We start from the raw sequence: 23,136 nt of genomic DNA, 5'->3' as shown, positions 1-23,136 counted from the left end.
GTTTATGACGGTGTCATTCCAGCGCGTGGCGCTGGAATCTAGTTCTTATTACCTGAGTCTTCTGGGTCCCAGTACTCGTATGACAAGAAAAGGGAGTATTGGTTTCAGCATTAGCCATGCATCTGGATCCCAGTATCAAGTACTGGGATGACAAGAGAAAGAGGACACTGGGATGAAATTATGAAGGCCGGGATAAACACTATGAACCTCAGTTATGGATTAGAAAATAGATAAAAGTATAACTAAGAAGAGGGAAACAGGGTAAACTCGAGTATTTTAGTAATAATAAGAGGTTACCCATGAAGAAAGATATTACAGAACTGTACTGTTGCGTCGAGGATTTTTGTCGTGCGGTAGATGATAATTTTGCAAATAGGTTCTTATCAAACGGCAAAAAACCAACCAGAGTACCAGAAATAGCGCACTCAGAAATTCTAACCATAATCCTGTTATACCATAAATCACCATGTAAAAACTTCAAGGCTTTTTATCTTTGTTATCTTCAGTTATTCTATAGATCAGAGTTTTCAAAGCTGCCTTCATATCACAGATTTATTGCCTTAAAGCCGCGAGTTTTGTGGTATTTAGCATTACTTTTGCAATGGTTCTGTGAACAAGCGAAAATGACCGGCACTTCCTACATCGACACCTCTACGATTGCCGTTTGCCACAAAAAAAGGATCTCTAGGAATAAAGTTTTTAATCATCTAGCAGAAATTAGTAAGAGTACGTATGGTTGGTTTTTTGGCTTCAAGTTGCACTTAGTGATTAACGAAATTGGTGAAATTCAAGCACTTACCCTAACCAAAGGTAACGTTGATGACAGAAAACCTTTACCAACTCTCACTAAAAGACTGACCGGACTTTTGTTTGGAGATAAGGGCTATATAAAGAAAGAGCTTTTTGAGAAACTCTTCGATAGAGGCCTAAAGTTAGTCACTAAAGTAAAAAAAGGTATGAAAAACGCACTAATTTCACTTAAAGAGAAGATTTTATTAAGGAAAAGGTCGATTATTGAGACTGTTTTTGATTCCTTGAAAAACAAATTTGAGATTGAGCATACAAGACATAGATCGCCAACAAATTTCCTAATTCATGTTTTTTCTGTTCTGATTTCCTACTCCATGCAGTCCAAAAAGCCTTCTATTTCTATGCCTTTCTTTATCGGCTAATCCATAACTGAGGTTTTGAGGACTGGAATGACATTATGAAGGCCTAGCAGTTTATGACGTGTCATTCCAGTGTGGAATCCAGCTTTTTTGTAACTTCATTGAAAATATCGTATAGCTATTTGTTCACAATTAATTCTTCTGGATCCCAGTACTCGGATGACAAGAAAAGAAACACTGGTTTCAATATTTGCATGCATCTGAACAGATACAGATGGCTAAAATGTTGAAAAAAGCATATGCGTCAAAAGTTTAAAGCTCGCTACCCTAGACTTCTTTGACTTGTTAAGAAAGGTCTTTTTTCCCCAGATTCTATTGTCACATGCTGAAATGACATCTCTTGCTTCTTCATGTAATTATGCAAAAAGTCCTTTGAATTTTTACAGCTTGAAAAATCTTTATAAAATTTACTTTCTTTAAATGCTTTAACTTTCTCTTCATTATTTAATGAGCCACGTTTAGAAAAATATTCATCTGTAATGTGAATATATAAACTAATCAACTCAGGAAAAGTGTAATCAGTTTTGTTGGAAGACTTTAAACACGTAATTGGCAATTTATGTATATCTTTATCAGCTTTTTTAGAATCAATACATTTATCATTCTTTCTTAATGTTGTATGCTGCTTGAAAAATTCTTCATATTCCTCAAATCCTTCAAATACTTCTTTTTTTTGGTAATCTTTTCTTCTACCGCTTTGATCTATTTTTTCTATTTCTGTTGCAAGTTGCGCTGGCTGTTTTATCGTTTTATCTCCCTCTCGATTAAAGTACATTGTATAAGGAGTAATTGAATTTACGATTTTATATGTCTTCCAGTGGCAGCCAAAAATCTTCAGTACCAATCTGATTATCGGAGCAAGAAAAATTTTTAACTTTGCCATAAAACCAAAGTAATAAAGAGACGCTTGTTTAAGTGAACTAGCGGCATTGCTAACGATACATCTTAAATGTATATCCTTACCCTTAAAATTTTTATGAACCTCTGCAGCCACATGTCCACCTAGGCAGTCTCCAAACAATATGATATCATCTGGCTTTATACCTTTTTCCAATAAGTTAGTTACAACTGCTATACCAGATTTAACTCTATTGCTACGTATCAATGAACTGTTTTTACTTAAACCAAGTCCAGGATAATTAAAAAGATGTACATTGCTCTGTGGCCCAATTCCAATTTTGGGAATAATCTTTACCAGGGCTTAACGCTCTATTTCCACCAATAAAGTATATCAGATGTTTTTCACCTCGATTATTGTTTTGATTTTTACCAAGAAGCGTAATTGTCTCTATTTTTATCCCGTTTTGAGTTTTTATAAATTCTCTCTCAGTTTGCTCTCTTGTTTCTTTCATATTTTAACTCTCACTATAATTATACAAAAAAATCTTAAAAAATCAACAAAATCTCAATTTTATGAACAATATAAACTTTTTAAAATTCATTGAATTATGCTTTCAAACGGTAGTACCGGGGTGTGAGTATAATGATTATCAATATATAAAAGTCATAGCGGATAGGCTTGAAGCGGCAAGTTCAGGTGAAGTGAAAAGAATAATATTCAATATGCCTCCGCGTTCAATGAAGTCTATTTGTGTAAGTGTTGCATGGCCCGCATGGATACTCGGAAATCAGCCAACTGCAAGAATAATAGTTGCAAGTTATTCTCGGCTCCTCAGCGAAAAGCACTCACTCGATACCAGGTGCATAATGCAATCTGATTGGTATAGAGAGCTATTTCCGAAAGTAGAATTATGCAAAGATCAAAACACTAAATATAAATTTCAAACAGTGCAAAGAGGATGTAGGATTGCAACATCAGTTGGGGGAACATTAACCGGTGAAGGTGGAGATTTCATTATCGTGGATGATCCACTAAGTCCCGCACAAGCTTTGAGCGAAACATTTAGAAAGCGTGCTGCAAACTGGTTTGATCAGGCTTTAGTAACCAGGCTCAACGACAGAAAAAAAGGAGTTATCGTTCTTGTGATGCACAGACTCCATTTAGAAGATTTAACTGGTCACCTCCTCTGTAAACCAAGAAACATATGGCATCATGTCTGTTTACCAATAATAGCTGAAGATAAGGAGATTATTTATTCAGTTAATAATCATATTCCAGAGCATGAACAGGAAATATACTCAAGAAAAGAAGGTCAATTGTTGTATTCCCTAACTGAAGGAAAAGAAGAAATTGAGATGATAAAAGCTGAACTTGGGAGTTATGGTTTTGCTGCTCAATACCAACAAAACCCTCTACCACTTTCAAGTGCTATAATTAAACGAGAGTGGTTGAAGCGCTATAAAAATTTTCCTGATAGCCTCTTGCATGTAACACAAAGTTGGGATACTGCAATTTCAACAAACAATACAAGTGACTTTAGTGTCTGCACTACCTGGACAAAAGTAGATAATACATTCTATTTACTCGATGTATATCGCGCAAAACTTGAATATCCAAAACTTAAAGAGAAAGTTCTGTCGCTGGCTGCAAGGTGGAAGCCACACGCAATTTTAATCGAAGCAAAAGCAAGCGGTCAGCAATTGGTTCAGGAGCTCAGGAAAAACAGTGATTTACCTATTATTCAAATAGTACCACATGATGACAAATTAACTCGATTTCACCGAATTGTCCCAATTATAGAATCTGAGCGGGTTTTTCTCCCTAACCAAGCAGTATGGCTTAGCGACTTTGAGTATGAGATTTTAATGTTTCCAGAAATCCGTCACGACGATCAAGTAGACAGTACCGTGCAATATCTTCAGTGGGTGAGAAATAATATTGCTAGAGTGGTAGCTATACGTTCATTGTAGCTTGAAAAGGTTCCTCGGAATTGTGTATAATTTTTTTAACTGAGTTTTATCCATTTTCTGAATGATATTTTAGGGTTTATTGAAATAAATACTACGCAAAAATTCTATCTCTGGGTGCTTAGATGAATATCTTTATATTAGACGAAAATCCTGTAACTGCAGCACAAATGTTATGCGATAAGCACATAGTAAAAATGCCGCTAGAAACTGCTCAATTGCTTAGCAGTGTTTTTTCAATAGCATTAAAAGAGCCAAATCCTTTAGTCAGCATTACAAACCAGAATATAGAAGTTCCATATAAACTTACTCACAAAAACCATCCTTGTTCTTTATGGGCTAGACAATCAAAAGGAAACTTTGATTGGTTAATAAAACATGGAAAAGAATTGTGTATAGAATATAGCTTGCGATACAAAAGAACGCATAAATCCGAAGAAGTTATAGATTGGTGCGATAATAACAAGGATTTGCTAATATTTCGATCAGCTGATATACAAGCTTTTACACAAGCGTTACCTGATCGATATAAATGTAATAACCCAATAGAAGCATATAGAGAATATTACCTAAAAGAAAAGATGAGATTTGCTAAGTGGGAAAAAGGTAGAGAAGCACCAGATTGGTTGCTAGACAAAATGCTATAGGTTATAAAATTATCCAAACCGATCATAAAAAAGGTAGAATTGAAGTTGCAAAAGCAATGCTGGCTGATAATGTTGATGTTTATCAAGTTTATTGATCTTTCTATTTGTGAGATTAAAGAATTCAGTAAACTGTTATTCCCAGTATATGGTAGGCTACTTGCACTATAGAGTGTCATGTACACATCTGTACTAACAAGCAGAGGTAAATCTAAGTCAGTTTAGATATAACATTTACTTTAAAAAACTTTATTTTACGCTGATATTCTAGCGCTTTTCTGTGGTATTTTGTTGGGGTATAATTTGCAAAACTATCTTCCTTATAGGTTAAAAAATTACACTGCTTTATATGTAACTCTATCCACTCTGCATAATCCTGATGATCAGTTGCAATAAATATTTCACCTGTGACAAGTATTTTTTTTGCTAATAAATTTAAAAATTCCGTATTAATTAACCGTCTTTTGTTGTGACTTCTTTTTGGCCATGGATCTGGAAAGAGAATAAAGAATTTTTCAACACTGTTGTCAGGAAAATTGGCAATTAATTCTCTTGCATCTTCTGTCCATATTAAAATATTTTTTATGCTGTGTGCTTCTATGCTTTTTAGCAAGGAAGAGACCCCCTTTAAATAAGGCTCACATCCTATAAATAATAGATCAGATTCATTGAATGCCTGATGGAGCATATTTTCACCATTACCGAAACCTATTTCTACTCGTATTCTTTTTTGTAAGTCTACGATCTTTTTTATAGATTCCTTGCTGTTTTTAATAGAATACTTCTCCAAAACATTCAACTTCAACCTAGATCTTCTGGAAAATGACCTAATCCAATTATTATTCCTAGATAACATATCTTACATAACTTAATCTTTTATAGCTTAAACAATTCTCGAAATGAATTAATGAGAATTTACTTGTCACTAATTATTAATATTATATAATATATGAGTTCTAATGAAGTTAAAATTAAAAGGTATGGAAAGTACAGTTGCTATCAAGAGGCTATCATCAAATAGGTTCATAGAAGAGATATTTCAAGATCAATTTGATAATCAAGACAATGACTTTTGTGAAGATTCTTTTGCTAACAAAATCAAAGAAGGAGATGTGGTAGAAGGTATAATCACAAGAAGAAATTCTAATGATATTGTGGTTGATGTTGGTTTAAAGTCAGACGGAAGAATTCTGATTAAGGAGCTCAGTTGTAATGATGATATCACTGTTGGCTCGAAAATTAGAGTTTATGTTGAAAGAATTGAAGATTACCATGGTAATGTTGTTCTTAGTCGTGAGAAAGCAATCAGAGACGAAAAATGGAATAAATTGGAAGAAAGCGCAGTTACAAAAGATGAAGTAACAGGAATCATTAAACGCTCAATTAAATGCGGTTTTATTGTTGATCTTGGTGATGGAATAAGTGCGTTTTTACCGCTGAGTCATGTGGATTTGAAGCAAATAAAAGATGCTAATCACCTTATTGAAACTGAACAAAAATTCATCGTGCTTAAAATGGATAAGAAGCAGGGGAATATTGTAGTATCAAGAAAGCTGGTATTAGAGAAATTGCATGCTGGTGAAAAAATTAAGTTTTTAGAATCTTTAAATGAAGGTGATGTCGTAGAAGGCAAAATAAAAAGCATCACTCACTACGGTGCATTTGTTGGCATTCATGAATCAGATACAGTGGGAGTTATAGATGGGCTGCTACATATTACAGATATCTCTTGGAGTAATGTAAGTCATCCATCTGCAATTTTTTCTTATGGTCAGCATATAAAAACTAAAATTATAAAAATAGATAGAGAAAATGGAAAAATCTCCCTGGGTGTAAAACAATTAGGAGACAATCCTTGGCAAGATCTAGAGTCAAAATGTCCAATTAACAGCGTACACAAAGGATGTGTAACGGGTATAAAAGATTGTGGATTCATTGTTGAGATTAAACCTGGGATTGCGGGTTTGGTACACTCATCAGAAATAACTTGGAGCAAGAGTAATTTACCAATTAGTAGTTTTGTAACAATAGGACAAGAAGTGGATGTAAAAATTCTCGGTATTGACATTATTAAAAATAAGATGAGTTTAAGCACAAAAAGGTGCGTAGAGAATCCTTGGCAAGTATTTATTGATAAATATCCTCTTGGTTCTATTGTTTCTGGTAAAGTTAAAAGCAACAATGGTTCACAAATATCTGTGACTTTTGATAATTCTGAGATATCTGAGGACGTAGAAGGAACAATTTATATGCAAAATCTAAGTTGGTCGAAAAACAATTCAGATGAGATAAAAAAGTATAATGTAGGTGATGAAATAGAAGCAAAAGTGATAAGGGCTAACGTAGATCGGACAAGAATTTATCTTGGAGTAAAACAAATAGAGTATGATCCTCTTGAAGAACTGATAGAGAAAGTTAAAGTAGGGGATAAAATTCAGGTTACTGTAAGTAAGAGAGAGGAAAATGGTCTAATCGTTGAAATTGAGAACAATGTAACCCTTTTAGTAGATCAAGAGCATTTACCAGAAAATAAAAAGTTTTCTATATCAGAAAAAATACAAGTTGAAGTAGTAGGTGTTGAAAAATATAATATAATATTATCTGCCAAATAACTTCTTGTGCTTCATATAAATGGCAACGAAATCTGATATAATAGCAAAAGTGGCAAAAAAAAACCTTTTGTTAGATAAGGTTATTATAGCAGCCATAGTTGATAGTTTTTTTCGAGTGTTTTCAAACACGTTAAAATATCATAATAGAGTTGAAATCAGGGGGTTTGGTTCTTTTTCAATTAGAAGCTATAACTTGAAAGAAGCAAGTAATTTGACGTCACAGAAGGTTGCAAAACATCAATACTTTAAAACTTATTTTCGTAGCAGTAAAAAGTTATCCCTCTTGATAAATGAATGAAAATCTATATTGTAAATTTGAAAGTTGTACAATATAGCATCATATGCAAGTAGTAGAAATAGTTATACATAATAACACATATAAAATATCTTGCGAAAGTAAAAAGAAGGACCATTTATTACAACTTGCTAATAGCTTCAACAAGCTAGTTAGCTCCATATCTCAAAGAACTGGAGGTAAGGGCTCAGATGCATTAAATTTCTTACTTGCAGCATTGACTCTCGAAGACAAAATTTTAGAATTAACAAAGCGATTAGACGAAATAAATCAAGAATGCAAAAAGTATAAGGAGGAAAAAAGAGTAGAATATGCTGAAGTATTAGATAGGGTAAACAAGATTATTGGGTGCATAAGTGATTAAAGGAAGCAATCAAATCGACTACCTCACTACTCAAATCAGGGGGGAGAAGTCTCTTACGAGTTATGTAACAATATAATTCGCAATCATCAAGATCAACTATTTTTTCGTATTCAATTAGTTCACTTAAGGAAAATTTATCAAGATATTTCAATGCAAAATGCCCTAAAAGTATATCAGTTTCTTTACAACCCCTATGCCAACTCCTATACATCAGTTTTCTTCTTAATAAGGAGATATCTATCATTGTCATTAAACTTTTTTTTAATTTAAAGACTAAACTAAATACTTGTCAAGCAAGGCGCATTTTAATATACTCAACGTTTGATTAAGATTTAAAACATAGGTGGAATTAATTTCTCATCAACTTAGCGCTGGAATATATTATTTTTTATCGTTTTCTTTAATAATTTCTATCATAGTATTCGTGCATGAATGTGGGCATTATATTGTCGCTAAAGCATGCAAGGTTAAAGTTGAATCTTTTTCTATAGGCTTTGGTCCTGAAATTTTTGGTTTTAACGACAAGTCTGGAACTAGATGGAAATTAAGTGCCTTTCCATTGGGTGGTTACGTTAAAATGTTAGGGGATACTAATGCAGCAAGCGTTCCTGTTGATCAACAAAAATTAACTGAAGAAGAAAAATTATACTCATTCCATACAAAACCTCGATATCAAAAAGCAGCAATAGTTTTTGCAGGGCCTTTTGCAAACATGATATTTACCGTTATAGCCTTCACAATATTTTTCAGCGTGGCAGGTTATTATCGTACTCCACCAGTAATTGGTAATGTAATTGAAGAAAGTGCAGCAAAGCAAGCTGGCCTATTACCAGGTGACACTATTACACAGATCAATGAGTACAAAATAAAATACTTTGAAGATATTTCACGCGTGATAATGTCCAACCCTGAAACAAGAATAGAAATTAAGTATAGCAGAAATAACGAAGAGTACAGAACTATTCTAACTCCGTTTACAGTTGAGGATAGAGATGTCTTTGGTAACATAATAGAAAGAAAAACTATAGGAATTACCTCAATTAATATGATAGGGTTAAAACAGTCATCTTTTCTTGGAGCTGCTAGCCTATCAGTGAATGAAACCTACCACACTATGTGTTTAACAATCAAAGCACTCTTTCAAATTGTTGTTGGTAAAAGGAGTATAAATGAAATAGGTGGGCCAATAAAAATTGCAAAATATTCAGGGCAATCAGCTAAAAAGGGACTTATTATGGTTCTATATTTTATGGCAATTATTTCAGCGAATTTAGCTGCAATTAACTTGCTGCCAATACCACTACTAGATGGTGGGCATTTATTTCATTATATTATAGAAGCAGTTATACGTAGAGATTTGAGTTTGAAATATCAAAAATATGCAGCCACTTTTGGTGCTACCATACTGTTTTTGTTGATGGCAGTTGCAATCACAAATGATATTAGGCATCTTTTTTAAGATACATATGAAAAAGTTATTTCACATACTAATAATAATATTTATTTCTTTTCCCACTCTACTTGTTGCTCTAGAAAATAAGGAAAAAGTACAGATAAAAAATATTAAGTATATTGGCAATGAGCGAGTAAGTGATCAAACAATAAGGTTTTATACAAAATTAGAACCAGGTAATCATATAAATGATGATGATGTAGATTCAGTTATAAAAGATTTATATAAAACAAAGTTATTTGCTAGTATTAACGCCTATATCGATGATAAAAAAAACTTAGTAGTAAAAATTCATGAGAATCCATTGATTAACAAAGTAATATTGAAAGGCAATAAGTTATTTAACAGTAAAGAGTTGCTAAATAACGTTATCCAGTCAAAATCACTAACTATTTTCACTGAAACAAAATTACAAAACGATTTAATAAATCTAGCTACTCTTTATAGGAACAGTGGTAAAATTGGTGTTAAAATTGCATATGAGCTAGATAAGCTTGGTAGCAATAGGATAAACCTAATTTTTAAGATAAAAGAAGGAAGAACTTCTAAAATTAAGGGTTTACGATTTATAGGTAATAAAAACTTTTCAGCAAATGAGTTAGAGCAAGTTATCAAAAGGCATAGCAATGATATATTTAGTAAGTTATTTAGAGCCATTTTTAAAAGCGGAACTCATTATTCACCTCAATATCTACTGATTAACACAGAACTGCTTGATCGCTTCTATTCATCTAAGGGATATATTCAAAATAATATCCAACCAATTGTTGAGGTTGATAATAATAACCAAATAGAGTTAACTTTTTTGATTGATGAAAAGCAGCAATACTTATTTGGAAATAATGAAGTTGATATTGAAACTGAGATTAAGGATTTAAGTTTAAGGGAAGAAATATTAGAATTTATCAAAGAGGAAAATAATCAAATATTTAATAGAGTTAAAATTAACAATACAGCAGAAAAAATAAGTAAACATTTAAACGAAAAAGGATATATATTTGCAAAAGTTAATCCAGAATATACACAACATAACAATATTGTAGATGTAACTTACAAAGTGCTACCAGGTAAAAAGATTTATATAAACCAAATTACTATTGATGGCAATGACCGCACTTTAGATAAAGTAATTAGAAGAAAACTTAGCATGGCAGAAGGCGACGCATATAACACATCTGAGATTCAAAAATCACGTAGAAAACTTATATATAGCGATTTTTTTGAAACAGTAAAAATAAATAGTTATATAGTGGATGACAATGCAGTGAATCTTGATTTAAATGTTAAAGAAAAAAGAACTGCCTCGTTATCTTTAACAGGTGGTATGTCTCTTCCTGGTGGAGTATTTGTTAAAACCGATTTCACAGATCGTAATTTATTTGGTAGTGGTAAAGAAGTATCTTTTGCTCTTGAAAAAAGTCAATATGTTCTTTCTACTAGTATAGACGCTGTTGAAAATAATTTTAACGACTCTGATACTTCACTAGGCATGGGTGTTTTTTATGAAAAACAAGACAAACCAAACACTACTTTCGATACCTGCAACTGGGGAGGAATAGCAAAAGTATCATATAAAATCTCAGAAAATCTAACCAATTCCTTTCAATATTCTTATAAGTATAATCACATACACATGGACAATAAGGGTGGAAAAGATGAGGATATCTCTGAGATAATAAGAGATCAAGAAGGTGAGTATCAGGTTTCATCAGTGGGATACACGTTAGCGTACAATAAACTGGATAACCTCTATACTCCTAAAGAGGGATATTTATTGCGCTTAAATCAGGATATTTCAGGATTGGGAGGAAATGTAAATTTCCTAAAATCTGAATTCTTATCTTTTTATACACATCCTATATTAAGCAAAATTGATGATGATATAACACTGCGCTTTAAAGTAGCAGCAGGTCATATTTTTTCTTATACCGATGAAGATCTAAACATTGGCCAGCACTTCTTTAAAGGTGGCAATGAGATTAGAGGATTTGACCTTTCCGGCATTGGACCAAGAGCAGAAGACAAAAATCAAAGCTCATTGGGAGGCAAAACTTATTTTAATTTAACACAGCAAGTAGATTTTCCACTATCTAAATTATACGACTATGCTGGTATCAAAGGCTCACTATTTGTTGACTATGCAACACTTTTTGGTTTAGATGAAAAGAAGGGATATAGTGGGAAATATTACGATAGTAAGCTTATAAGAGTATCACCAGGTTTTGGCTTTTCAATGCCTTCTCCTTTTGGTAGAATTAGATTAGATTTTGGGTTTCCTTTAGTAAAGGAAGCTTATGACATAATACCATCGACAAACGTTAAAATTTCTATTGAAGCGGGGATTTAAATGAAATATATACAGTTATTTACATCAGTTATTGCCTTAATTATTTCCTTATTTGTGGGGTATAAGTTTGTAGGGTATCAACCTCAGAGCACGCTTAATACAAAGGCTGCCATTATTGATAGTGATAAGGTTATCAATGAATCTCTGGCTCTGCAAAATATACAACAACAAATAAAGGAGCAGAATTCTAGATTACAGAAGGAATTTGAAAATGAGTTAGAAAAATTTAAGCCATCGAAAGAAGAATTTGACCTTTTGTCAGAAGAAGCAAAAAAAGAAAAGACAGAACAATTTAGTAAGCATACTGTAAGTGTTAGGGATAATTACGCTAAGAAAATGTCACATTTAGAAGAAAATTATAGAGAAGCAGTAGAAAGTGTCTTTAACAAGATAAAAGAAGTTGCTAAAAGAACAGCAGAAAAAAACAACATAGATTTGGTACTATTTATTTCAAAAAAGAATCAAGTTTTATACTCTATGGATGAAGTAGATTTATCGGATGTAGTATTAAAAAATGTAAACAAGGAAATACCCGAATTTGCTTTGCAAAACATTGAATAGACTTATGCAATGTAATATCAATGATATTATAAAAATACTACCACATTCTTATCCTTTTCTCTTAGTAGATAGGGTCATAGAATGCGATCCTGGTATGAGTATAAAAGCAATTAAAAACGTGACTTTCAACGAGCAATTTTTTATTGGTCATTTTCCTGGCCATCCGATAATGCCAGGAGTTTTGATAATTGAGTCTTTAGCTCAAGCATCTGCTATATGTGTTCTCGGTAAAAAAACAGTAGAAAATAAAGTTGTATACTTTATGTCCATTGAAAACGCAAAATTCAGAAAGCCAGTCACTCCAGGAGATACCTTAATTCTTCAATCTAACTTTGAAGGTTTGCGTTTAGGTGTATACAAATTTAAGTGTGTTGCATCTGTTGGAAAAGAAGAGGTTGCAGGAGCAACAATCTTAGCAAAACTGCAAGATAAATAAAATCTTCATCTATAAGAAACAGTATGTACACTGTATAGTATAAAGATGCAACTGAATTTCAAAGTCTCATTTTCAAACTTATACACTCGTAATGAATTAATAAAGTTAGATAAGGCGTTTTTGGATTACATAAAATCGTGCGATGAAAGCTTGTTTTATTCATTAGTTGAAGCAAGAGAAAAAGCAGCTTCTTCTTCGATGTCATCCCAGTGTTCATCCCAGTGCTTGACACTGGAATCCAGAAAACAAGAAGGATGGATTCCAGCTTGGATGAAAGATGGTTGTAATAGCCAGTTAATAATGGATCTCTCACATTTACTTGATGAATTTATTGCAAAATTTTTCAATATTGAAAAAGAAGTAGAAGAGTTAAAGGAAAAACACAATGACTTTGCTGTAATATACAGATGCAAAAGATTATTTGTTCAGCGTTATGCATTGAAGAAATACACTGATGTAGCAAATATTGATTATGTCACTAACAAATTAAATAGTTTCATTACTTTACCGACAACAGAAAAAAACTTTTCTGAGCAGGTAATGAGTTGGCTTGAAAATAAAGAGGATCACAAAGAAGAAATAGAACTTGCGGCTCAATATGCAGTTTGGAGAGTAAAAAATAAACAGAGTATACTATTTAGCATACATAAGAAAATTGATTACGAAAATCTCGTATCATTCTTGAAAAAAGAAGTAGACGAGGTTGAGGTTCTGTATTCAAATGAGGTGAAAAGAAGATATGGTTTTGATCTAACAAGCAAAAAGGTGAGTTTGAATAAAGCACTAGATAATGCTCACTACTGCATATTTTGTCATAAGCAAAGTAAGGACAGCTGCTCAAAGGGGCTAATCAATGATGACAACACTTTCAAAAAGTCTCCACTTAGAGTTGAGCTGCACGGCTGCCCACTAGAGCAGAAAATATCAGAAATGAATTTGGTAAAAAGCGAAGGATATAGCATAGCAAGTCTTGCAATTGTGATGATAGATAACCCATTATGTGCAGCTACTGGGAATAGAATATGCAATGATTGCATAAACTCATGCATATATCAGAAACAAGAGCCTGTAAATGTGCCAGTGGTTGAAACAAGGATTTTGGACGACGTACTCAATTTGCCGTACGGATTTGAAATATATTCTCTGCTTAGCCGTTGGAATCCTTTAAATTTTCAGCGTCCATTGCCAAAAGAAAATACTGGAAAAAACGTTCTAGTTGTAGGACTTGGTCCTGCGGGTTTTAATTTAGCTCATCATTTATTAAACGATGGGCATAACGTTATCGCCATTGATGGACTAAAGATTGAACCTTTGATCGATAATTTTCAGCTAATTAAAGATTTCAAACACGAAAAATTGAGTGAACGCATGGCAGATGGGTTTGGTGGGGTGGCAGAATATGGCATTACTTCCCGATGGGATAAAAATTACTTAAAGATTATTAGATTACTACTGGAAAGGCGTGAGAATTTCGCACTTTATGGAGGCATTCGTTTTGATGGCACGATTAATGTTGATGATGCCTTCAACTTGGGTTTTGATCACATCGCACTAGCACTTGGCTCTGGCAAGCCACGAATGATCAAAATAAAGAATATGCTGGCTCGCGGAGTGCGCATGGCATCTGATTTTCTGATGTCATTACAACTTACCGGTGCTCTTAAGTTCGACTCCATAGCAAATCTGCAAGTTCGCATGCCGATAGTTGTCATAGGTGCAGGACTCACTGCAATTGATACTGCCACTGAAGCTTTAGCATATTATCCAATTCAAGTAGAAAAATTTCTTCTTCGTTATGAGATATTAGTTGATAAGTATGGAAAGAAATATGTTGAAAAAGATTGGACGGAAGAAGAATATGAAATTGCAAATGAGCTTATATCGCACGCAAAATTGATCCAAGCAGAGCAAGAGTTAGCAAAAAAAGAGAATAGAGAAGCAAAAATATTGGAACTAACTAAGAGCTTCGGGGGAGTGAAAATTATATACAGAAAAGAGCTAAAAGATTCACCGAGCTATCGATTAAATAGCGAAGAGGTGCAAAATGCATTGTCAGAAGGAATCTACTTCATTGAAAACTTAGAGCCTATTGAAATTGTTACAGACAAATATAATCATGCTGAGTTGATAAAACTGATTGATACAAAATCCCACGAAATTAAATGTATCAAAGCACGCTCTATTCTCATAGCAGCAGGCACTGAACCAAACACGGCTATTGCAACAGAAGATAAAAAGCATTTTCAACTAAGTAATGGATATTTTATTCATTTAAACTCATTAGGAAAAGAAATAGATCCAGTATTTTCTCCTAAGATGCAGGATAAAGACAGGATATTGGTATATAAGCAAGACAATAAAACAATTAGCTTTTTTGGTGATCTTCACCCTTCGTATAGCGGCAGCGTCGTGAAAGCTATGGCAAGTGCTAAGAACGGCTACCCTATCATTTCTCAGCTTTTGAATAGAGTTAGCTTCATTTCTCCCACTCCAGCTAGAATCTCGGAGTCATATGCACACTTGTATGAATGTTGTAATGTAAGAGTAACTTTCACCAAAAAAGATGTCATTCCAGTGCCCAGACACTGGGATCCAGAAAACTTAATTTTGAATGAGTACATCAGATGGTTGTATAGTCAGAACTGGATTCCAGTGTCAGCTACTTGCATAACACCACCTACTATGCGAATTACCTACAAATTGCAGCATTTGTACACTAAAGCGTCACGCGCTGGAATAATATCAGAACACCTGGCTAACGAAAAATTTTTTAATAGAATCAAAGAGCAATTCACCGCAAAGATTATAAAAATTCAATATTTAACTGACAAAGTTGTGGAAATAGTGATCAAAGCACCACTTGCGGCAAAAAATTTTAAACCCGGACAATTCTTTAGGTTGCAAAATTTTGCAATCAATAGCAGAAAAGTCAATAATACAACCCTTGCTATGGAAGGTATAGCTGTAACCGGCACTGAAGTAGACAAAAAAAAAGGAATTATTTCCACTATTGTGCTTGAAACTGGCGGTTCCACTAATTTATGTAAATGTTTTAAAGAAGGTGAACAAGTAATTCTTATGGGTCCAACTGGCAGCCCTACTGAGGTTTACTAAGTCTGGATATTAAAGTGATGCCAAATTTTATTTCAAAAAGTAAATAATTTACTAACGCTCGTGCACAAATTAAAAATAAATTATGCACGAGTGTAGCACTGTGAATTAGGAGTGCTATATTAAAGCTTACCTCACTATTAAAGCTATCGGTCAGATTAGATTAAAAACCTAATCTGACCGGTTTCTCTATAACCTTCTAAACCCTGATATAATTATATGGTAATTAGCTTAACTAGTGGTTAATATGCAAATTGATTTTATTTGTATGTTGAGGTAGCATAAACCATACTGTTTTACATCATTGTGCAACTTTATAAATTTTTATTGCTATTTCTGTTGACTACATTAATAGTGATAGTCCTAATATTACCTGAAAATTTAGGTACTACACTGAATTGCTCTCATCCAGTTCTAAATTTTGATTTATCTTTTCGTATCGTACTAATATCTTTTTTATCAGTTGCATTTTTAGCTGTTCTACCAACACAAAATTTGACTTTTTCAGAGATGCTATCTTTTGCTGCTTACACTACCTGTTCACTCTGTGCAATTTTATCCAAGCAGATGATATTGGTTATAATATTCTGTGAATTAATGACCGTCAGTGCATTTTTTACTATCGCAGCTGGCTGTAGAGATAGTGGACCTGCAATAAGGTACGCTTGTGTACACTTTTTCGTTGGAGTTATATTAATAGCAGGATTGGCACTTCAAAGCACTAACCTGATAATTTGGGGTTTGTTGATAAACTGCGCTTGTTTTCCTTTTTCATTTTGGGTTGTTGATGCATATCCTGCTGCATCGCTACATGGCACCACATATCTCTCTTTATTTACCACTAAAGTCTCTTTTTTAGTGATGCTTTTACACACTTATAACCTATGGCAAGATTGTACTGAAATATTAGCGCTTGTAGGCGCCATCACTGCAATTTACAGTATTATATTTGCTTCTCTTGAGCAAAATATTCGCAGATTTTTATGCTATAACGTTGTAGGACAAATGGGCTTGCTGATTATTGCAGGAAGTTTGCTCAGTCCTTCGGAAAAAGCAATACCAATTTTGATACTGCATATAATCTTCTCTCTTGTTTATCAATCATTATTGTTTGTGGTCAGTAATTCGATTATTTCACGAACAAGAACAATTAGTTTTAATGGAGTAGGTAAACTGATGTCAGTGGAAGGCATGTGTGCTATAATTGCAATACTTACAATGGCTGCATTTCCTGGAACCGCTGGATTTATTAGTAAATCATACATTACAGCCGAGATTGAAGCAAGTAGTGCTAATTTAGAAGTGTATAAAAACTTATACAAGACTCTAAATTTACTGCTTTATTTAAGCGTGGGGCTCAAGTTTCTTTACTACATATTTATTGCAAAAAGTAAGTCGAAACCTTTAGCAGATAAGGGAGGCAAAATGACTATGATTATTTTAGCATTTATATGCGTAATCGCTGGCAACCCTTACTTACCTATTTACAATAAACCTTCAATTTTTGATCTGGTGTACAATACACAAAACATTTGGTCTCAGTTTTATTTATTACTATGTACCACTTTATTGTTTATTCCTTTACGCAAGTTATTTTTGCCAAGAATAAATTTTAAAATGGATGTTGATTGGATTTTTAGAGCTTTCATACCTTATACTGTCTTGCTGTTCAATCAACTGGTCTTTAAAGTGAGAGAAATGTCTGCCACCGTACTGCAAAACTTGACTAATTCACTTGCTAGTTTATACTTTAATAATATTACTAAACTTAAAGAAGTGCTGAGTTATAACTCAGTGAGTTTTGTTTCAGCTTCTTCTCTCTTTTTAATGAGTATTCTACTAGCGCTATTATGTTTAAATCGTTAACCGAAAGTTTAAATTCTGTATTTAGTAAACTGAGAGGAAAGTCAATCATTTCTGAAGATGATTTTAACCTTGCCATGCGTGAAATACGTATAGCTTTAATTGAAGCTGACGTTTCACTTGAAGTTGCGAAAAAATTCATCAATGACATTAAAGATAAAGTGATTGGGGAAAAAGTCATAAAAAGCGTTTCTCCATCGCAAATGATAATCAAAATTGTGCAGGATAATTTAGTTGCAGTTCTCGGATCAGAGAAAAGCGACTTAAACCTAGCAGCTAAACCCCCTGCTGTGATTATGATGGTGGGCCTACAAGGTGCGGGTAAAACAACCACCTCAGGGAAGCTTGCTTTAAAGTTAAAAAAACAAAAGAAAAAAGTGATGCTCGCTTCTTTAGACATTTATAGACCGGCTGCCCAAAAACAACTTGAAGTGCTAGGTAAACAAATAGATGTGCAAACTTTACCTGTAGTAATAGACGAGAAGCCCGTTACAATTACAAAAAGGGCACTGGCAGCAGCAAAGAACGAAAATTATGATGTATTAATACTAGACACCGCAGGCAGGCTTCATATTGATAATAATATGATGAATGAGTTGAAAGCCGTAAAGGAAATAGCTTCACCTGCAGAAGTTATTTTAGTAGCCGACGCAATGATAGGCCAGGATTCGGTCAATATTGCCAAATCATTCAATGAGATAATAGGTGTAACCGGCATTATTCTCACCCGTGTTGATGGTGATGCACGTGGTGGTGCTGCTCTTTCTATGAAAATGATCACCGATTGTCCAATTAAATTTATTGCTTGTGGTGAAAAATTAAGTGATCTCGATGATTTTTATCCCGATAGAATTGCAAAAAGGATACTTAGCATGGGTGATGTTGTATCATTGGTTGAAAAAGCTGCTGAGATTGTTGGTCAGGAAGAAATTGATAAGTTACAAAAGAAAGTAAAAAAGGGTAAATTCGACCTAAACGACCTAGTGGGAATGTTAAAGACTCTGAGTAAAATGGATGGCATTAGCAACATAATGAAATTCATTCCTAGTTCATTCACAAAAAAGCTAAGTAGCAGTGTGCCCGATGACAATAAAGTGAAAAAATATATAGCCATCATAAACTCAATGACCGAAAAAGAAAGGCAAAATCCAGATATTTTAAATGGCAAAAGAAGACTTAGAATTTCTAAGGGGTCCGGAACAAGTGTAACTGACGTTAATCTTCTAATTAAGCAGTATAATCAAATGAGCTCTATGGTGAATAAGTTCAGTAAAATTGACCATAGTAAACTCAAAGAATCTGATTTGATGGATATGCTAAGCAGAAAGTAAGTCAGCAGGTAGTGGAATGAAATAAAATCATCAGTTGTAATTGCTGTTGAATAGTAAAGTATATTATTTTAGCGTGAAGTAATAAATTCAATAAATTTCTTCAGTTGGAATTGGCATGATAATCAAAATTGATACAAGTTACTTTATCTATATTTAATGCGCTGTTTTATAGCTAACACACTATACCACCGTAGCACTACACTAGTAACCTCAGTTATGGATTAGCCGATAAAGAAAGGCATAGAAATAGAAGGCTTTTTGGACTGCATGGAGTAGGAAATCAGAACAGAAAAAACATGAATTAGGAAATTTGTTGGCGATCTATGTCTTGTATGCTCAATCTCAAATTTGTTTTTCAAGGAATCAAAAACAGTCTCAATAATCGACCTTTTCCTTAATAAAATCTTCTCTTTAAACCTCAGTTATGGATTAGAAAATAGATAAAAGTATAACTAAGAAGAGGGAAACAGGGTAAACTCGAGTATTTTAGTAATAATAAGAGGTTACCCATGAAGAAAGATATTACAGAACTGTACTGTTGCGTCGAGGATTTTTGTCGTGCGGTAGATGATAATTTTGCAAATAGGTTCTTATCAAACGGCAAAAAACCAACCAGAGTACCAGAAATAGCGCACTCAGAAATTCTAACCATAATCCTGTTATACCATAAATCACCATGTAAAAACTTCAAGGCTTTTTATCTTTGTTATCTTCAGTTATTCTATAGATCAGAGTTTTCAAAGCTGCCTTCATATCACAGATTTATTGCCTTAAAGCCGCGAGTTTTGTGGTATTTAGCATTACTTTTGCAATGGTTCTGTGAACAAGCGAAAATGACCGGCACTTCCTACATCGACACCTCTACGATTGCCGTTTGCCACAAAAAAAGGATCTCTAGGAATAAAGTTTTTAATCATCTAGCAGAAATTAGTAAGAGTACGTATGGTTGGTTTTTTGGCTTCAAGTTGCACTTAGTGATTAACGAAATTGGTGAAATTCAAGCACTTACCCTAACCAAAGGTAACGTTGATGACAGAAAACCTTTACCAACTCTCACTAAAAGACTGACCGGACTTTTGTTTGGAGATAAGGGCTATATAAAGAAAGAGCTTTTTGAGAAACTCTTCGATAGAGGCCTAAAGTTAGTCACTAAAGTAAAAAAAGGTATGAAAAACGCACTAATTTCACTTAAAGAGAAGATTTTATTAAGGAAAAGGTCGATTATTGAGACTGTTTTTGATTCCTTGAAAAACAAATTTGAGATTGAGCATACAAGACATAGATCGCCAACAAATTTCCTAATTCATGTTTTTTCTGTTCTGATTTCCTACTCCATGCAGTCCAAAAAGCCTTCTATTTCTATGCCTTTCTTTATCGGCTAATCCATAACTGAGGTTTTAAGTGAAATTAGTGCGTTTTTCATACCTTTTTTTACTTTAGTGACTAACTTTAGGCCTCTATCGAAGAGTTTCTCAAAAAGCTCTTTCTTTATATAGCCCTTATCTCCAAACAAAAGTCCGGTCAGTCTTTTAGTGAGAGTTGGTAAAGGTTTTCTGTCATCAACGTTACCTTTGGTTAGGGTAAGTGCTTGAATTTCACCAATTTCGTTAATCACTAAGTGCAACTTGAAGCCAAAAAACCAACCATACGTACTCTTACTAATTTCTGCTAGATGATTAAAAACTTTATTCCTAGAGATCCTTTTTTTGTGGCAAACGGCAATCGTAGAGGTGTCGATGTAGGAAGTGCCGGTCATTTTCGCTTGTTCACAGAACCATTGCAAAAGTAATGCTAAATACCACAAAACTCGCGGCTTTAAGGCAATAAATCTGTGATATGAAGGCAGCTTTGAAAACTCTGATCTATAGAATAACTGAAGATAACAAAGATAAAAAGCCTTGAAGTTTTTACATGGTGATTTATGGTATAACAGGATTATGGTTAGAATTTCTGAGTGCGCTATTTCTGGTACTCTGGTTGGTTTTTTGCCGTTTGATAAGAACCTATTTGCAAAATTATCATCTACCGCACGACAAAAATCCTCGACGCAACAGTACAGTTCTGTAATATCTTTCTTCATGGGTAACCTCTTATTATTACTAAAATACTCGAGTTTACCCTGTTTCCCTCTTCTTAGTTATACTTTTATCTATTTTCTAATCCATAACTGAGGTTAGTAACAGACCGAAGGTTATCGATATCTCAAGTTAGGCTAGTTACAGCATCCATAATATCGTTTGTAAACCTGTAGCTATATACAATAAATGAACTTTTTTATATATTCGTTGTTAGTATTTTGTATTTCCTGAACAGTTCCGTGAGAAATGATCTCCCCTTCATATAATACTGCTATTTTGTCAGCTATTTTAAATGCACTATGAATATCATGTGTAATCGTGATAATTGTAGGACGAAGATCTTGAGATAATTTTATTATTATCTCGTTTACTACATCTGACATGATTGGGTCTAATCCTGAAGTTGGCTCATCCAATACAATAATTTCTGGGTTGTGTGCAATTGCTCTTGCAAGTGCCACTCTTTTCTTCATTCCACCTGATAGTTCTACTGGAAACATTTCTGCTATGTTTTCTTCCAGCCCAACATCATTTAACTTCTCAATTGCTAGGCGTTTTGCCTCCTTTATGCTGATATTAAAGCGTTTTTTATAATTAAAAGATATATTTTCCCACACTGTAACGTAGTCAAACAAAGCGGAATTTTGAAATAAGACTCCAAATTTATTTTTGCTTTTACTATTTATTTTAATAGACCCTGAGTCTGGTGTCAGTAATCCAATAATTATTTTTGTTAATACAGATTTACCACTTCCTGAGCCGCCAAGTATGACTAATGATTCTCCTTTCGATATATTGAAAGTTATGTTGTTTAATATCGTTCTATCATCAAAGGATAAGCTTATATTCAATATTGATATTATGGGGCTATGCATGTATTAAAGTAATTAAGTAATTTGCTAAAATTATCAATATAGAGGATATAACAACAGTTGATGTTGTTGCAATACCTACTCCTCGTGCACCTTCCCTACAATGGTAACCGTAATAACAACTTGAAACAGAAATTATGGCTCCAAAAGCAGTCGCTTTCATTAGCCCAACAATAAAATCGTACATATTAAAGAATTGAGCTGTATATTTTATGTATATATTTAAATTGTGGTTAAATTCAAAGACTGCGGTGACATACCCTCCAAATATTCCTATTAGATCTGCACATACTGTAAGTATTGGAAATACTATAACTGACGCTAGAATTCTTGGTACAATTAAATATTTGAAAGGATTGATGTCCAAAGTTGTAAGTGCATCTATTTGTTCAGTGATGCGCATCGTGCCAATTTCTGCTGCAATTGAGGACCCAACCTTTCCTACCATTATTAAGCTGATCAAAACTGGCCCTAACTCTTTAATGATAGTGATCGTAACAAGTTTAGGTACTACTTGTTCTTGATTAATCAATATACCACTTAAGCTACTCTGTAAAACTATCACTGCTCCTATAAAAACTCCAGTGAGCCCAACAATTGGCAAAGAGAAAAAGCCTATCTCTATAATTTGTCTTGCCACATTGCTAAAATAATATGGAGGAATAAAGCAGTGGTATAGAGATTGAATAAAAAATACAAATGCGTTACCAATCCTCAACAGAAAGTTCATAAAGCATCTACCGATTATTCTAACGCTGTCTATATTAAAGGAACTCACTTTACATTTATCTTAGCTAAAATTAGTTTTACTGATTTTATTAAAATTTTTATTAACTTCGCCAGAGTATAGTCAAGATATGTCTTAAGTTCAATATACTTTGATCAAAATGCTTGAGTTTAAGTTTATAAGACTGAATTGTATAAGAAAACCTTATTTATTTTGCTATTTACTCCTTGTAAAAAACATGCTACTAATAAATTGTGTTATATAATTGAATTGGAGTAAGTTTTGGCAGTTCCGAAGAGAAAAAAGTCAAAGTCAAGGCGTAATATGCATCGTTCTCATCATGCTATTAAGCCTAAGAATATTGTAGTATGTGCAACAACTGGAGAATTCATGTTGCCTCACAACATAGCAGTTGACAATAGTTACAAAGGAAAACGTGTTTTCATTAAACAAAAGGCGGAGTAA

General features: G+C 33.6%; 19 protein-coding genes and 3 pseudogenes. 15 read left to right on the top strand and 7 right to left on the bottom strand.

The window, feature by feature from the left end; genetic code table 11:
- Positions 1–299: 299 nt before the first annotated feature.
- A complete protein-coding gene (locus tag WP_RS05215; protein WP_007301954.1) occupies positions 300–1,172 on the top strand; it encodes an IS982-like element ISWpi16 family transposase in 873 nt (290 codons plus the stop codon).
- Positions 1,173–1,431: 259 nt separating this feature from the next.
- Here the strand turns inward: WP_RS05215 and WP_RS05210 are convergent.
- Positions 1,432–2,521 (bottom strand): annotated as a pseudogene (locus WP_RS05210) (alpha/beta hydrolase).
- Positions 2,522–2,582: 61 nt separating this feature from the next.
- Here WP_RS05210 and terL point away from each other — a divergent pair.
- Both terL and WP_RS05195 read left to right on the top strand, forming a co-directional pair.
- Positions 2,583–3,980 (top strand): phage terminase large subunit, encoded by a 1,398-nt coding sequence (terL, locus tag WP_RS05200; RefSeq protein WP_012481978.1) that lies wholly within the window; start codon positions 2,583–2,585, stop codon positions 3,978–3,980.
- A gap of 122 nt (positions 3,981–4,102) precedes the next feature.
- On the top strand, positions 4,103–4,624 hold the full coding sequence (locus WP_RS05195) for a pyrimidine dimer DNA glycosylase/endonuclease V (protein ID WP_007302421.1): 522 nt from the start codon (positions 4,103–4,105) through the stop codon (positions 4,622–4,624).
- Between the two features lie 208 nt (positions 4,625–4,832).
- On the opposite strand, the gene trmB is transcribed toward WP_RS05195, so the two are convergent.
- Positions 4,833–5,477: a tRNA (guanosine(46)-N7)-methyltransferase TrmB gene (gene trmB, locus WP_RS05190; RefSeq protein ID WP_007302420.1), complete on the bottom strand. Its 645-nt coding sequence runs from the start codon at positions 5,475–5,477 to the stop codon at positions 4,833–4,835.
- A gap of 103 nt (positions 5,478–5,580) precedes the next feature.
- Between trmB and WP_RS05185 the strand changes: the two genes are divergently transcribed.
- From WP_RS05185 to WP_RS05175, 3 genes are read left to right on the top strand one after another with little or no spacing between them, the layout of a single operon-like run.
- Positions 5,581–7,233: a 30S ribosomal protein S1 gene (locus WP_RS05185; RefSeq protein ID WP_007302419.1), complete on the top strand. Its 1,653-nt coding sequence runs from the start codon at positions 5,581–5,583 to the stop codon at positions 7,231–7,233.
- Between the two features lie 19 nt (positions 7,234–7,252).
- Positions 7,253–7,531, top strand: coding sequence for an HU family DNA-binding protein (locus tag WP_RS05180; RefSeq protein ID WP_007302418.1), 279 nt, complete (start codon positions 7,253–7,255; stop codon positions 7,529–7,531).
- Positions 7,532–7,574: 43 nt separating this feature from the next.
- Positions 7,575–7,892 (top strand): cell division protein ZapA, encoded by a 318-nt coding sequence (locus WP_RS05175; RefSeq protein WP_007302417.1) that lies wholly within the window; start codon positions 7,575–7,577, stop codon positions 7,890–7,892.
- Here WP_RS05175 and WP_RS05170 read toward each other — a convergent pair.
- Positions 7,870–8,136: a succinate dehydrogenase assembly factor 2 gene (locus WP_RS05170; RefSeq protein WP_019236875.1), complete on the bottom strand. Its 267-nt coding sequence runs from the start codon at positions 8,134–8,136 to the stop codon at positions 7,870–7,872. The genes WP_RS05175 and WP_RS05170 overlap by 23 nt on opposite strands.
- A 99-nt stretch (positions 8,137–8,235) precedes the next feature.
- Between WP_RS05170 and rseP the strand changes: the two genes are divergently transcribed.
- The 7 genes from rseP to ffh all read left to right on the top strand — a co-directional run bounded on the left by rseP (position 8,236) and on the right by ffh (position 18,994).
- Entirely contained in the window at positions 8,236–9,351 is a 1,116-nt protein-coding gene (gene rseP, locus WP_RS05165) for an RIP metalloprotease RseP (RefSeq protein ID WP_007302416.1), read from the top strand.
- A 7-nt stretch (positions 9,352–9,358) separates the two neighbouring features.
- Entirely contained in the window at positions 9,359–11,692 is a 2,334-nt protein-coding gene (bamA, locus tag WP_RS05160) for an outer membrane protein assembly factor BamA (RefSeq protein ID WP_007302415.1), read from the top strand.
- On the top strand, positions 11,693–12,253 hold the full coding sequence (locus WP_RS05155; protein WP_007302414.1) for an OmpH family outer membrane protein: 561 nt from the start codon (positions 11,693–11,695) through the stop codon (positions 12,251–12,253). It begins immediately after the preceding gene.
- Positions 12,254–12,257: 4 nt separating this feature from the next.
- On the top strand, positions 12,258–12,689 hold the full coding sequence (fabZ, locus tag WP_RS05150) for a 3-hydroxyacyl-ACP dehydratase FabZ (protein ID WP_006014455.1): 432 nt from the start codon (positions 12,258–12,260) through the stop codon (positions 12,687–12,689).
- A gap of 45 nt (positions 12,690–12,734) precedes the next feature.
- Entirely contained in the window at positions 12,735–15,803 is a 3,069-nt protein-coding gene (locus WP_RS05145; protein WP_012481976.1) for a WPE palindromic element domain-containing protein, read from the top strand.
- 303 nt (positions 15,804–16,106) lie between these two features.
- Entirely contained in the window at positions 16,107–17,666 is a 1,560-nt protein-coding gene (locus tag WP_RS05140; RefSeq protein WP_007302412.1) for a proton-conducting transporter transmembrane domain-containing protein, read from the top strand.
- Positions 17,651–18,994, top strand: a complete 1,344-nt coding sequence (gene ffh, locus WP_RS05135; RefSeq protein ID WP_007302411.1) for a signal recognition particle protein — start codon at positions 17,651–17,653, stop codon at positions 18,992–18,994. The genes WP_RS05140 and ffh overlap by 16 nt, the downstream gene beginning before the upstream one ends.
- Positions 18,995–19,215: 221 nt before the next feature.
- On the opposite strand, the pseudogene WP_RS07205 reads toward ffh, so the two are convergent.
- Positions 19,216–19,404, bottom strand: a pseudogene (locus WP_RS07205) (transposase); the annotation flags it as partial.
- 99 nt (positions 19,405–19,503) lie between these two features.
- On the opposite strand from WP_RS07205, the gene WP_RS06975 reads away from it, so the two are divergent.
- Positions 19,504–20,376, top strand: coding sequence for an IS982-like element ISWpi16 family transposase (locus tag WP_RS06975; RefSeq protein WP_007301954.1), 873 nt, complete (start codon positions 19,504–19,506; stop codon positions 20,374–20,376).
- A gap of 2 nt (positions 20,377–20,378) precedes the next feature.
- Here the strand turns inward: WP_RS06975 and WP_RS05130 are convergent.
- From WP_RS05130 to WP_RS05120, 3 genes and pseudogenes are all read right to left on the bottom strand, one after another.
- Positions 20,379–21,074, bottom strand: a pseudogene (locus WP_RS05130) (IS982-like element ISWpi16 family transposase); the annotation flags it as partial.
- Positions 21,075–21,245: 171 nt separating this feature from the next.
- Positions 21,246–21,947 (bottom strand): ABC transporter ATP-binding protein, encoded by a 702-nt coding sequence (locus WP_RS05125; protein ID WP_012481975.1) that lies wholly within the window; start codon positions 21,945–21,947, stop codon positions 21,246–21,248.
- Complete coding sequence (locus WP_RS05120) at positions 21,940–22,722, bottom strand: MlaE family ABC transporter permease (RefSeq protein ID WP_012481974.1); 783 nt, start codon at positions 22,720–22,722, stop codon at positions 21,940–21,942. Before WP_RS05120 ends, WP_RS05125 begins: the two co-directional genes overlap by 8 nt.
- Before the next feature lie 231 nt (positions 22,723–22,953).
- Between WP_RS05120 and rpmF the strand changes: the two genes are divergently transcribed.
- Positions 22,954–23,136, top strand: a complete 183-nt coding sequence (gene rpmF / locus WP_RS05115; protein WP_006014434.1) for a 50S ribosomal protein L32 — start codon at positions 22,954–22,956, stop codon at positions 23,134–23,136.

The sequence above is a fragment of the Wolbachia endosymbiont of Culex quinquefasciatus Pel genome, from assembly GCF_000073005.1.
Taxonomy (GTDB): domain Bacteria; phylum Pseudomonadota; class Alphaproteobacteria; order Rickettsiales; family Anaplasmataceae; genus Wolbachia.
This window is presented reverse-complemented; position numbering and strand designations above follow the sequence as displayed.